Source organism: Tepidanaerobacter sp. GT38, from assembly GCF_021991635.1.
Classification (GTDB): Bacteria; Bacillota; Thermosediminibacteria; order Thermosediminibacterales; family Tepidanaerobacteraceae; genus DTU063.
In genome coordinates, this window is sequence record NZ_JAFFJA010000024.1 from 1 (window position 1) to 13448 (window position 13448).

Consider the following 13448-nt stretch of genomic DNA (forward strand, 5'->3'; position numbering starts at 1 on the left):
CCCCCCCTCCTAAGAAATTTTTATATTTTCTTTTGTGGCTTGTATCTCATAATGGCCTCAATTATATAGCATGTTAAATCCTGAACGCCTTCATCGAAATCATACCCAAGGCTGTAACTATACTTTCTTATCAATGGGGATATCCTTAAAATTAGTTTCGTTTTTGGCCTGAAGGTTACCTCGCTTAGTTTCATATACCAGTTTGATTAAATCATCTTCATGTGCCATCATGTTCTTGCTCCCAGAACATTTTATTTAGCTTTAATAATGCTTTTTTATTTAACCTGTTTACACTTTGTCTTGAGATCCCCATCTTTTGTGCAATTTCAGTTTCCGTATATCCATAAAAGAATTTATCTACAATTACCGTTCTTTGTTTTTCTGTTAGAATTGATAAAGCTTCCTGGATAACTAAATCATCTATGGCATGTTCTGCAACATTGACATTTTCATCTTCTATATAGCGAATCATTTCTTCCCCATCATCTTCAGATACCGGTGCATTCAATATCTATAACTCTTTATCCCGTTGTTTATGGCGTTTTATGGAAAGATGCAAAGCAGCATATTTTAGTGTTATCTCTACCCATCTAATAAAGCTTGTCTCATGCTGAGTCAGCTTGTTTTTAGTTATCATACCGCCTCATCTCCCCTATTTTTTTATTTAGTGAATAAAATGCCCGCTATCGAAAGAAGCGGGCGTAATTATATAACCTTAATGGTAGCCAGGCTATCATGGTGCAGACACACTTTAGACCCTATAGCTTTGCGCTCTTATCTTTCGATAAGTTTGCCTTTATCACTGGTATTTTGTTTTAAGTTTTCAATCATATTTCGTATTCATCAGATATCTTTAATTCTCCTGCTGACTTTCCTCAACTGGCGTATTGTGGGGGGTAACTAACGTAATTTTGGGCGGTGTCAGCGTAAGACACAAAAAAACATAATTGTTCCATTGGAATTTGCTATTTTGCTTTTTCAAACAATGAATATGCTCCCCTATGGTAACAAATATTTATTATTTATTTGTCCACCTTAAGGGAGCACATCATTTTGGGGTCTTAAAGTTATCTATTTATTGAGGGCGTTTCAAAATATTAAGTAAACGTAGATTATTTTTGTATCCAATCTATTTTACTTTATAAAGTTTCATGGAGATATCATAAAGTTCATCAAAGTGAAGGTCTATCATATTTTAAACTCTTCTTTTAAAAATCGATATTTACCTTTACTTATGTAGGCTTTTTGAGGATAATCATAAAATGATATCTCAAATGTATCCCTAAGATTTTCAATTTTTCCAATCATTTCCATATTTACTATATATGATTTATGTGTTCGATAAAAATTGCTGTTCAAAGATACCTCAATTCGTTTTAGATTTTCGGCACACTCGTAGACCTTTCTTCTCGTATGTATTTTGGTTTTTTCTCCTACTCGCTCTATAAAGATTATCTCGTTAAGATTTAGAAAAAGATTATGCTACTTGTATCTCTCACCGGAAGTTTTCCGGCCATTACTCTATAAACGACATTGGTATACTCCTTGCTGCATTCCTTAATTCTGACCATGGATTAAACACAGTCACAATATGATAAAAACCCCTATATCGTTCATTGTAGGCAGCAAACTTATCAGTATTTTCACAGAGCTTTTGTATGAACTCTTTATGACAATAACATAAGAATTGCAAAATTCCTTGTCATTCCAACCACCATTTTATTTGATGTTCCGCTACTGACGTCTCTCTTAAAATCGCAACGAATGCATCTATAAAAGATGCATTTGCTATGGTTATTAATATATTTCGGCTTTTAAAAAGGAACTTCAGTGTATCCGTTTTCCGAAAAATAGAAGAAAAGCCTTGATTTTTCAAGCCCTTTGGGGATTTGGAATACAACAATGTCATCATATATTTCTTCATTTGAAATCTTGATCTTACCAGGGATATTTGTTTTTCTGTCGGTAATATAATATTTATTCCATTTGCTATGTTCAGCATTATATAATTTAAGCAGGATGATGTTGTAATCGTCAAAATATCTTAACTTATAATCAGATATTGAAACATTCATTGTATTGTCACCATATCCTTCGATAGAACTAGTTGAAGACTTCATCCTGTATGATTATATCTCTGGATCATCATTGCATAATAACAAATTAAAAGATCCCCTTTATCTTCTCTATTTAATTCCTGATTCAATATTTTTTTGGCCAAGGAATCAATTTGTGTATTGTAACGGCTAATGACGTTAATGTTGTCCAGCAGTCTTACCGAATAATATATGTAAACTATAGAAGCTATCGTATTCGATTTCATGTATTTTTCAATAATTTCTTCGCAGTTGTTATATAATTTTTGCTTTAAATTATCTGGGATATTTTCGCCTAACATTAATAGAATGTCAACGTAATATGATATATCGTACAACACTAGTTCAAAACTATGACTCAGTTTTTCCTCAAGGTTCTGATAGGTATTATTAATAAACTCTTTGTACAACTTCTGATCTAATTCTTTTACAGTAGATATTAGATTCTCATCTTTGTTAAGCAGTTGTAGAGCTTTCAAGGTGTTTAACATTACTAAGGGGTGATAATCTGAACTTTGCATTAGTGCTTGAAGATTGCGTTTCAAGTAAGTTTCTACATTATCACGATTGTTTACTTCATAACCTAATTTCGTCAGTATATTAAGGCTCTTATATGTAGCTTGTGGGGTAGACGGACTAGTAAACGGTTTATTAAACCCTCCTTGAGCATTCATATGAGCAAAAACAAAATTTTTTATCATGTTTTTTCTTAGGACAGGCATTTTATAATTTAACCTTTTTAATGTTTGTAAAGCATAAAATGTTTCGCGATCTGAGGAAGAATTTTCTATCATAGCAGAAAAACCGCCATCTAAATTGAAGTATTTCAAAAGAGTTGATTTAATATTTTTATTTAAATTATCATCTTCAAGAAAACTTAGGAACCATAATTCCTGAATAAAAGAATATTTATTTTGTTTCATCTCATTTATGATTTGTTGATGTAATTCTTCATCTATCTCTATAGATTCTTTAAAATAGTTTAGAAAGAATAATTTTGTTAAAGGATCAATGCTGGTTGATTGGGTACACATATTTTTAAATGCCGTATTAACATCCTTAAACTTTTCCTCACTCTTTAAGGCTTTAGCACTCTCTAGAACAAAATAGTTTAGAAAAGGCTCTTTTTCAGGGCTAAGCTCATAATACAGCTTATTAGTTTTTTTTAATTGCTCAAAATGACTTGTTATTTCTTGAATCTGTTTTTCATCAAATTTATAACCAATCTTTTTCAAACTTAAAACAGCAAAGTAAGTGTTTTGAATTTGTCTGCCATATTGTTGTTCATCGCCAAAATATCCGTCTTCATTCTGAGTTGATAAAATCCAATTTTGGGTCTTTTCCTTAAAATCATTATCTAGCGGAAAATCCATTAAGCTACATATTTCTAAAAAATAATATGTAGAAGATAATTCTCTATTTTGAACAAAGAAAGATTCCTTATATCCGCCATCATTGTTTTGAGAGGCATATATTTTTTGTATGGTATTTTTTACCCATGTATTATTATTACTATAACATGATGTAATGTTTATAGTAAAAAAAATAAATAATAGTAGCACAGATAATTTCTTTCTCATATCCTTTTCTCCCATAATTGTAATTTATGTTAACGTCAAAATAAACAATACCTGGGGATTGAAAAATAAGCCCCATAAATCATTATCTTTAATCAGTATACCAATTGATGTAATTCTCTACATAGTCATAGTCTCCTTTATAATCTAATCCAGCTCTAGTAGAAGTGCCACAGCTCGTAAGTATGCCAGCTACATAAGCATCATGATATCTTGCCGAGTGATCTCGTATATTTTCCTTTTCTCTATCATATTCGATTGCATTCATGGCCAGCTAATTGATTTGCGTCTTTTTTCAAAAAATATATTCGTGAACCAGGTGAGACTTCTAATCTTGTAAAATCCGTGTTCGTTATAGATTTATCCAAGATATACTCATGTTCACTAATCTTAATAACTTTCGGATCGTTTTCCGAATACATTTTAATATATTCTTCTATTGGTATCAAATCTCCTTGTGAAGTATTCATATGTTCCGCTTGAGCTGTAAAAGCAAAAACACCTAATGATAAACAAATGTAATTGTAATAAGCTTTTTCAATGTGATTCTCCTTTCATTTATTCAAAGTATTAAGAAGATTATTTAAAACAAAATTGCACAACGGAATCACCCTCTTTCACATTAATTTCCCCTCTAATATATAAGGGACAATAAACAGTCAAATTGTCACCCCCTCAAAAAAATTTTTATATTTTTGGCTTATATCTCATAATGGCCTCAATTATATAGCATGTTAAATCCTGAATACCTTCATCGAAATTATACCCAAGGCTGTAACTATACTTTTTTATCAATGGGGATATCTTTAAAATTAGCTTCGTTTTGGCCTGAAGGTTGCCTCGCTGAGTTTCATACACCAGCGTTTAATATCAAAAGCTCTTTCTCACGTTGTTTATGGTGTTTTATGGAAAGATGCAAAGCAGCATATTTTAAGGTTGTTTCTAACCAACTAATAAAGCTTGTCTCATGTGGAGTCAGCTTATCTCTAGTTACCATACCGCCTCATCTCCCCGTTTTTTTGTGTACAAAATGCCCGCTAGTGAAGAAAGAAGTGGGCATAATTTATTACCATAGTAGCCAGACTATTATAGGGCAGAAGCAGAAGCATTAAACCCTATAGCTTTGCGACATTATCTATTGATAAGTTTGCCTTTCTTACATATGTTTTTTGGAAGCGATGTATTAAAATCTTCTTAATATTTAACATTAACCATTACACATTTCATTTCCTGCCAGCTCTGCCCAACTGGCATGTTTCGCAATGCAACTAGCGTATTTTAAAAGGTAATAGTTAATGGCGAATCAATTTTATCCATAAAATAAACGTTAATTACAAATGGCAGTAATTTACTGTTTTTCAAAAGAATGTGCATGCTCAATTAAATATATATTGTATTCGTTTTCAGGATTGTCATAATTACCAATCAGTGCTATTTTCCCCGATGGCGATAATTCATAGCTAAAAATATATTTAAAGTCCGGTGTGATTATTTTTTCCTCTTCCATAGCTGTATCAAAAAGAATTAAGCGCTCAGTAAGATGACCTAATTCTTCCAGTTTATCCATTTTTGACTGTAAGTACAAAACGTGGTTTCTATATGGCTGACAGCGTATAGAAATAATCCCATCTTTTTCTGTTTCATATACAGCTTTGTTATTAACATCAATGACTGCTAGTAAGGGAGTCATGCCAAAATTCTCACCTAAACTTACAGAAACAAACTTTTGATCATCGCCAAACCACCACCCAAATCCGTGTGCTTCAATGGCATATTCAAAAATTTGTTTGCCATCAGGTGTAACAAATACATATTTAAAAGGCTCATTGCCAATCACAGCATAACATAAAATTTGTCCGTCCTCAGACCATTTAGGCTCTGTGGGGGCTTTTTTCTCTTTCTCTGAATCTATCCGCTCAAAAAGTAAAATTGGTTTTGAAGATGGAATAGTATCAACAAAAAGTCCTTTATCATTTACATATGCTATCTTTTTTCCATCGTATGAGATATCAGCCTCAAAACTTCTTTCCGGAAATTGAATGGTTTCAATAACTGTAAACGTCTGTGTTTCAATTCGCAATGCTTTATCAGTTCCTGAAAGAAGTAAATCACCATTTTTTAATCGTTTGAGATTTTCATTCCCCAAAAAAGGCCCTTCATAAACCAATTGAGGTTTAATATCAGTAAGGGTGGTGTAGTATACACGCTTGGTAAAATCAGCTCGATTCTTTGACGTTCTATCGTTTAAGATAACTAAAATCGAATCATCATTTACCCAATATATATCATGAAGGCGGAATCCTTTAATATCAGGAAATGTTAGCTTCTTTAAACCGTACTCCTCTAAAGCTGAAATAGTACCATCCAGTTGATTTATATTACTGTCAATATCTTGCATTTGTTGCTGTTTTACAGAACAGCCACAAAAAAGAACCAAAAGCAACAGTGTTACCGCAAGTATTATTCTCTTCATTACATCATAACCTCTTTCTTTTTTATATAAAAAACTATGCAAAGCGTGAAATATACAAAAAATTTATATGATTTTTAAATAATACCATTTCCTATTGGTGGATTAGAGGACATGTTATAAATATGTTTTGTAAATTCTTTTGAAGCACTTACATACCAATTGAGTTGATTTGTAGTTACTGACACATCTGGATGAAAATATTCATTTGTTCCGCCGCCATCAGGCACTTCTGCAACGTATTGGTACCCTTCAGGGGGGTTAGCGTTAGATGCACTTAGTAAAGAAACAGAACCCACAATCGATTCTATTGTTTTATTATCCATTTCAGCTATTTCTTCGTATGTATATCCTCTCTGCCGAAGTCCTTTCATTTGCCGATCCGATAGATTTTTACTTGCTATTATTTTTTCCAAATGACTCGGAATATCGTTAGTACCATATTTTGGTTCATCACCAAACCAAGAACTATCAACTATAGTCCCATTTCTTAGAGTGTCTCGAATAGTTTGCAAATCAATATTAGCTATTTCATCTTCCGAAAGTCCATAGGCTTTTAAAATATTTTTTTGATTTTCGGTTAACTTTATTTTACTGGTTTCACTTCCATTTTGAAGTTCAACATTCGCACCATACGCTGAAGTAACGATGACGAAAACTAAAAAAATAGTCACCAGAACAAAATTAAGTCTGTCCCAATAGATTTTTATCATAATATGTTACTCCTTTCTTTTATTTTTCTATAAGATGCAAAGCAGCATATTTTAAGGTTGTTTCTAACCAACTAATAAAGCTTGTCTCATGTGGAGTCAGATTGTCTCTAGTTACCATACCGCCTCATCTCCCATTCTTTTGTGTACAGAATGCCCGCTAGTGAAGAAAGAAGTGGGCAATAATTTATTACCATAGTAGCCAGGGGTATTAAAATCTTCTTAATATTTAACATTAACCATTATACAACTCATTTCCTGCTTGATGCTCCGCAACCGGCGTAATTCGCGGTGTAACTAGCGTATTTTAAGAGGTGAATGGCAGCAGGAGGTCATTTTAATAACCTCCTGCAAAATCTTTTTCATTATTTCTCTAATTTTTTTCTTTCATGCTTTTTGCTTTAATGCTTCCCATGCTGTCATTTATTACTCTCCAACTTCCCATAGCTGATGTGGTTACCAATAATCCGTTCAAAAAGTATAGTGGCAAATTTATTACTCTAAATTCACCTCTTGCAATGCTTGTAAAAATAACAATCACTACAGATATCATAAATACGAGCCATTTGGTAGGTAGCGGTTTAAAATATTTAATTTCTTTAATAAATTCCACAACAAGTATTGTTGCCGTAACAGCACCGGTTAATGTTCCTAGGGAAATGTAAGTAAACTGATCTTTCATTTCCATTCCCCCTTTAAACTTATCCAGCTAAACTTTGAAACATTTTCTTAAATATAAAAGTTGATAGAAATATTCCATCGTATTTTCAGCTTATATATCGCATCATGTACGTTTTCATTTTTTTTAACGCTCGGTTTTTTATCTTGTGAGCTGCCGGCTGTGAAACACCCAATTTTTCTGCAGCTCCTTTTTCGGTTAGCTCTTGGAAAAATATCATTTTTATTACTTGTTGCTGTTTTGATGTTAATTTCGATAAAACTTGCTCAATATTTATCTTGTCTTCTATCTTTGATTCCATGTTGTCACAGTCCGCAACGATATCAATCATTTCCACAGAATTCCCTTCCATATCATAAATAGCTTTATTCAGTATCAACATCTCTCGCCGCTTCAAGTTTTGCTGTTTTTTTGCTATACTCCATGCCTTGCGTTTAATTCCTGTTATATACCATGATGCTATTCTCGCTTCTTCGTTGTCGTAGTTCGAATATTCTGATAAGTAGGTTGGCATTTCACCACCCTCCTTTTCATAGATTCATTTACTATCCTTTACTATATATAGAGACAACACATAAACTTTTTATAACCTTTTTTTAAACCAAACCACATTTTATACATCATTATTATTATTGACAAACTTTTCAAAGTCTTCTTTTGCACAGCTCTCTTTTTCTTTATAGCTCATGGTAGCATTTATTAACCATTCTATAATTTCAGAGCTAACATCTTCATTGCCTAGGCGATTAGCGTATTTATTTATTAAGGGCTTAAACCGCTCAATCAACTGATTAAGAGCATCTTTATCACCACTTTGAGCTTTATGTATAAGTTCTTTTAGCTTTGTTTTCTTCCTCAAAAATTATCAGTCCCTTCCCCCGTGGTTTTCAAATTTAAAGGACAAAAAAAGCACGCATATCACAAAGAAGGCGGGCATTTACATAAGCGGCAGCCAGGCTATCATAGTGCAGATGCACTTTAGACCCTATGGCTTTGCGCCCTTATCTTTCGACAAGTTTGCCTTTATCACTGGTATTTTGTTTTAAGTTTCCAATCACTTTCTATATTTCACCAGTCTCTTAAGTTTTCCTGCTGGCTTTCCACAACCAGCATATTGTTCGGTATAACTGGCGTATTTTTGAAGGTATACAGCGCAGCACTATAAGATAATTTTTTCAATTGAACACTATTTTCTATTTTATATTTGCAACTTTATTAGACAAAAATGTGCTCCCTTATGGTGACAAATTTTTATTATTTATTTGTCAACCCTAAGAGAGCACATCTGTTGGGTTTTGGGGAAAATATCCTATTGGGGGCATCTCAAAATATAAGCTATGTTGTTTTGAACTCTTCTTTTAAAAATCGATATTTGCCTTTACTTATGTAGGCTTTTTGGGGATAATCATAAAAGGATATCTCAAATGTATCCCTAAGATTTTCTATCCTTTCAATCTTCTCCATGTTCACTATATACGATTTATGTGTCCGATAAAAATTGCTGCTTAAAGATGCCTCTATATTTTTTAGATTAGCGGCGCACTCGTAAACCTTCCTTTTCGTATGTATCCTGGTTTTCTCTCCTACTCGCTCTACAAAAATAATATCGTTAAGATTTAGGAACAATATACCATTAGTATCCTTTATGGGAATCTTTCCAGCTACCTTGAGTTTGCTATTGAAAATATCATTTTCGCACTTTGTCGTTGCTAAGTTAAGTGTTTCCCGAAACCTCTCAAAGTCTATTGGTTTTAGAATATAATCGTAAGGACGAACCACAAAAGATTCACTAGCATAACTTGAATATCCAGTTATGAATATGACGAACACATCGGGGTTTAGAGAAACGGCTGTTTTTGCAACATTTATTCCATTAATACCGGGAAGTTCTATATCTAAAAGCAGTATTTGGGGAGACTCTTTTTTAATGATTTCCTCCGCTTCTTCCCCTGTGCGGGCAGTATAGACTTCCTCGACCAGGGAAATTTCTTTTAAGAGAGAACATATAAGCTCCAAGGTATTCTCGTCATCTTCACACACTAAGACACTTGCCATAAACAGCCTTCTTTCTGGAAAAATAATTATATAGAGTTTAAAAGTTTATAGCCCATAGGGCTTATGAAAAATAATGCTTCAAAACCCCCTAACAAAACAGCTTGAAAGTAGCTCATTCTATCAAGTATGAAAAAGGTATTATTGAGTAAAAAGACAGCTGCAAGAATCACAATGGTTATTAATTTCATTTTATTTCTTGTTTCCATATCAGCAATGGCTTTTTTCTGTGTCCCCGCCGGAGCCCATTTCATTGTGATAAAAAGCCCAGCTATTAAAATCATGTCGCCAATTATAGTCAAGGGGATTTTAGGCAATATTATATTTTTTGCTAATACACCGTTTATGACAAACAATGGCACGCCGGTCATATAGCACATAAAATAAGTTTTACAGTGGGCTCCGCCAGCAAAGTTGCGTATGCTCGCAAAGACAATAAGGCTTAACATTGTTTCAGGAAAGGTTCCAAGCACAATTGATACTGCGACTATTGAAACAAATTTAAATGCACTTCCTAGTATTATTTCAAGACCATATGCAATAACTTCGGAATCGAATGCTTCACATTCCGGCTGTGCTTTTAGCATCAGTGACAGCTTTCGAGAAAGCTTCCGTAGCATTGATTCCACCCTTTCTTGGAATATATAAAGTAAAGCTGGTAGTGTTTTCATCTGAGGATACTTCGATTATGCCGCTATACTTATCCATTATCTTTTTTGTTGTATATAGGCCGAAGCCTCTTACATCTTTATGCTTTGTGCTATAACCAGCGGTGAATATTTTGTTATAATCTGTTGTCTCTATGGGAGGGCCATTATTTGCTATTTTTACTATATAGAACTTTTCATTTTCATCTACTTCAAGATATATGGTCCTCTCGCTGTCTCTTTCTAGGACAGCTTCTATTGCATTATCAAGGATATTACCAATAACAGTGGTAAGTTCCGCAGAATCAAGTCTTGTGTTATATATTCCTAAACCGTTTATTTTTACTTCAAAGTTGATTTTATTTCTTTGCATCATTTCCATTTTAACATTTACCAGCGCCGTTAATGCCATGTCTCCTAATCTTAAAAGTTTTACATTTGACCGATAATGACCGACTATTTTATTCAAGTATTCCATCAGCTCTTCATTTTTACCTAAATAGGCAAGTGATTGAATGGTCTGCATATGTTTCATGTTTTCATGCCTCTCGGCACGCAGGGTAGTTATCAATTCTTCTATATTTCGTAAATGTTGTTTTATTAATTCAAGTTCTGTTTCCTTTCTTGAGGAAGTTTGAATGTATTTTAGTGAAAAGTAGAAAACCAGTGCAACTACAGATAAAGCCAATATTATAAGCGGCAGTTTCCTATGATATGCTTCTACGTTTGATGAAAATAATATTTGGTTTAACATTAGTATAGTCATTAATTGAAATACTACAGCAAATAGGGCAATAACACTTCCTTTGTTCATATTTTTAACACCTACATTTTTACTGAAAAAATTAACAATGCAGTACGTTATAGCTGCTACTGGTATAAAAAAGATTATATTTAACCACGGAAACTCACTTAACATTTCATAATCTATTTTTATAATTTGTATAAGACTTAAAACAAATATGTACTGAACAAGGCCGAAAATAACTAATACTATAAATATTGATATGATAGCAAATAAAAAATCCGTTTTATAAATATACTTCATCAATAAGGCAAATGTAATCATAAGCAATATGGTGTGCAGGTAGGGAGGGATAGTATTGTACATATGAGCGATTACTGTTCTTATGACATATGTAATAAGACCGTAAATGATGGACATCAAAATAATCTTTGAGTAAATAATTTTTTCTTTATTCATTAACTTTAGAGAAAGAAATATAATCAAAAATCCTTCAGGAATAGATTCAAATAATGCCACATACCATGGAATAGGGAACATCTTATTTCCTCCCATAAAAAGAAAAAGGGGGGCATCAACCGGCTTTTTAAAAAACCGGTTGATGCTACATTGATGCAGCACTTACTTTAATGCTTCGGGGATATCAGGTTCATAAAATATCCATATGCTTTGGGGGCTTACTCCTATAAAGGCTATAGCAGTTATAAAGGAAGCTAGGGAGGTTAGAAAATATGTACGTATATTCTTAAACATAATTTCTTCCTCCTTTCATAATTGATATTTATTTGTCTATATTTCCATTATTCTACCCCTTTACTAAATTTCCTGCCACAACTATTTAAATGGCCTATTTGTCGGTTTAATTGGCGTATTTTGAAGGGTGAATGGCGCATAAGGTTTTGACAGAAAAAATACCCTGCCGTTAACTGTGAGTTAGCGTTAGGGTAATTTTTATATAAAGCTTTATAAAAACTTACAGTGTCACGCCATCTTTGAAGATGGTAATCTCTCTAAAGCCCATCTCCTCGGCTTTGCATTTTTGACCCGAAGCAACATTTATGACGTAATCTATCAGGTCAGATGTAAGCTTTTCCATAGTCTCACCGGAAAGAAGCCTGCCAGCATCAAAGTCTATCCAGTTGGATTTCCTGTTATAAAGGTCACTGTTTGTAGAGATTTTTATGGTAGGCACGGCAGTTCCCAGTGGCGTGCCGCGGCCTGTAGTAAACAAAATAATGTGGCAACCTGCAGCAGCTAAAGCCGTTGCTGCTACCATATCATTGCCCGGTCCGTTTAATAAACTCAGGCCTTTCTTTTTAACTACATCGCCGTAATTGAGCACATCTACCACGTCACTTGTTCCGCCCTTTTGAGTACAGCCTAGGGATTTTTCTTCTAGTGTCGTTATACCACCTTTTTTGTTCCCCGGTGATGGATTTTCATAAATTGGCTGATTGTAACTCATAAAATATTCTTTAAAATCATTTATGAGTTTTACAGTTTTTTCGAACACTTGTCGGTCTACAGCACGATTCATGAGAATAGTTTCGGCCCCAAACATTTCAGGCACTTCAGTCAAAATAGTGCTCCCTCCGTAAGAAATCAGTCGGTCGGAAAAGGACCCTGCTAGAGGATTTGCGGTTATACCGGAAAATCCATCTGACCCGCCGCATTTAAGCCCTACTACTAGTTCTGATATATGACAATCTTTTCTTTCAAACTGTGATGCATACTCTACCAATTCTCCTACCAGTTCTACTCCTGCCTGGATTTCATCATCTACTTCCTGAGCTACTAAAAACTTTACTCTGTCAGGATTGTACTGGCCTAAAACCTTTTTAAATTCATCAATGTTGTTGTTTTCACAGCCTAGACCTAAAACTAAGACTCCTCCTGCATTTGGGTGATTGACCAAATTTGCCAAAATGGTTTGAGTGTTTTTATGATCCTGACCTAGTTGTGAACAACCGTAAGGATGGGTAAATTCATATATGCCCTCTATGTTTTTTACACCGGCAAACTTTTTCGCAGCAATTTGAGCTATAATATTGGCATTTCTATTTACACAGCTTACTGTTGGAATAATCCATATTTCGTTTCTTACTCCAACTCGGCCGTCTTCACGAATAAACCCTTTAAAAGTAAGACTTGTTTCAACCTTTTTTGCATCAGACAGATGAGGTTTGTATTCATAACTTATTATCTCACCTAAATTTGTTTTAACATTATGGGAATGAACCCATTGGCCTGCCTTAATATCAGCAGTCGCATGGCCAATGGGGAAACCGTATTTTATTATATTTTCACCCTGTTTAATATCACATAAGGCAATTTTGTGTCCCTTTTCGATTTTTTCTAAGGCTCTAATTGAAAAAGAATCAGCAGAAACTATTTCACCCTCGTTTATTGTGTCGAGAGCTACAGCCACATTATCCTTTTCATTAATCCTTAATATAGCCATAAAAACCCCTC

The 13448-nt window shown here is 33.8% G+C and carries 16 protein-coding genes, 1 pseudogene and 3 riboswitches; all 17 genes and pseudogenes read right to left on the reverse strand.

Translation table 11 applies throughout. The annotated features are described in order from the left end of the window. Nucleotides 1-217: 217 nt before the first annotated feature. Nucleotides 218-508, reverse strand: coding sequence for a sigma-70 family RNA polymerase sigma factor (locus JT739_RS04720; protein WP_237659950.1), 291 nt, complete (start codon nt 506-508; stop codon nt 218-220). A 3-nt stretch (nt 509-511) separates the two neighbouring features. After that, nucleotides 512-637: a hypothetical protein gene (locus JT739_RS12695; protein ID WP_255688369.1), complete on the reverse strand. Its 126-nt coding sequence runs from the start codon at nt 635-637 to the stop codon at nt 512-514. 80 nt (nt 638-717) lie between these two features. Beyond that, a riboswitch (cyclic di-GMP riboswitch) is annotated at nt 718-805 on the reverse strand. 383 nt (nt 806-1188) lie between these two features. After that, nucleotides 1189-1461: pseudogene (locus JT739_RS12890) on the reverse strand (LytTR family DNA-binding domain-containing protein); the annotation flags it as partial. A 353-nt stretch (nt 1462-1814) separates the two neighbouring features. After that, on the reverse strand, nt 1815-2075 hold the full coding sequence (locus tag JT739_RS04725) for a hypothetical protein (protein WP_237659951.1): 261 nt from the start codon (nt 2073-2075) through the stop codon (nt 1815-1817). Between the two features lie 41 nt (nt 2076-2116). Next, complete coding sequence (locus JT739_RS04730) at nt 2117-3676, reverse strand: hypothetical protein (protein WP_237659952.1); 1560 nt, start codon at nt 3674-3676, stop codon at nt 2117-2119. A gap of 88 nt (nt 3677-3764) precedes the next feature. Next, a complete protein-coding gene (locus tag JT739_RS04735) occupies nt 3765-3941 on the reverse strand; it encodes a hypothetical protein (RefSeq protein WP_237659953.1) in 177 nt (58 codons plus the stop codon). Between the two features lie 582 nt (nt 3942-4523). After that, nucleotides 4524-4670, reverse strand: coding sequence for a hypothetical protein (locus JT739_RS04740; protein ID WP_237659954.1), 147 nt, complete (start codon nt 4668-4670; stop codon nt 4524-4526). Nucleotides 4671-4743: 73 nt separating this feature from the next. Next, nucleotides 4744-4835, reverse strand: a riboswitch (cyclic di-GMP riboswitch). Between the two features lie 186 nt (nt 4836-5021). Then, entirely contained in the window at nt 5022-6146 is a 1125-nt protein-coding gene (locus tag JT739_RS04745; protein ID WP_237659955.1) for a hypothetical protein, read from the reverse strand. A 74-nt stretch (nt 6147-6220) separates the two neighbouring features. Then, nucleotides 6221-6856, reverse strand: a complete 636-nt coding sequence (locus JT739_RS04750; protein ID WP_237659956.1) for a hypothetical protein — start codon at nt 6854-6856, stop codon at nt 6221-6223. A 370-nt stretch (nt 6857-7226) separates the two neighbouring features. Beyond that, nucleotides 7227-7535 carry a hypothetical protein gene (locus JT739_RS04755; RefSeq protein ID WP_237659957.1) on the reverse strand — a complete coding sequence of 103 codons (309 nt, stop codon included), beginning with the start codon at nt 7533-7535 and terminating at the stop codon, nt 7227-7229. Between the two features lie 85 nt (nt 7536-7620). Continuing rightward, nucleotides 7621-8046, reverse strand: a complete 426-nt coding sequence (locus tag JT739_RS04760; RefSeq protein WP_237659958.1) for a sigma-70 family RNA polymerase sigma factor — start codon at nt 8044-8046, stop codon at nt 7621-7623. Nucleotides 8047-8145: 99 nt separating this feature from the next. Continuing rightward, complete coding sequence (locus JT739_RS04765; protein WP_237659959.1) at nt 8146-8391, reverse strand: helix-turn-helix domain-containing protein; 246 nt, start codon at nt 8389-8391, stop codon at nt 8146-8148. Between the two features lie 85 nt (nt 8392-8476). Beyond that, nucleotides 8477-8564, reverse strand: a riboswitch (cyclic di-GMP riboswitch). Nucleotides 8565-8867: 303 nt separating this feature from the next. Next, nucleotides 8868-9587 (reverse strand): LytTR family DNA-binding domain-containing protein, encoded by a 720-nt coding sequence (locus JT739_RS04770; protein WP_237659960.1) that lies wholly within the window; start codon nt 9585-9587, stop codon nt 8868-8870. A gap of 26 nt (nt 9588-9613) precedes the next feature. After that, nucleotides 9614-10204: an accessory gene regulator ArgB-like protein gene (locus JT739_RS04775; RefSeq protein WP_237659961.1), complete on the reverse strand. Its 591-nt coding sequence runs from the start codon at nt 10202-10204 to the stop codon at nt 9614-9616. Next, nucleotides 10146-11516, reverse strand: a complete 1371-nt coding sequence (locus JT739_RS04780) for a sensor histidine kinase (protein ID WP_237659962.1) — start codon at nt 11514-11516, stop codon at nt 10146-10148. The genes JT739_RS04775 and JT739_RS04780 overlap by 59 nt, the downstream gene beginning before the upstream one ends. A gap of 81 nt (nt 11517-11597) precedes the next feature. Then, a complete protein-coding gene (locus JT739_RS04785) occupies nt 11598-11729 on the reverse strand; it encodes a cyclic lactone autoinducer peptide (RefSeq protein WP_237659963.1) in 132 nt (43 codons plus the stop codon). A gap of 220 nt (nt 11730-11949) precedes the next feature. Further along, complete coding sequence (locus JT739_RS04790; protein WP_237659964.1) at nt 11950-13437, reverse strand: UxaA family hydrolase; 1488 nt, start codon at nt 13435-13437, stop codon at nt 11950-11952. Nucleotides 13438-13448 lie beyond the last annotated feature (11 nt).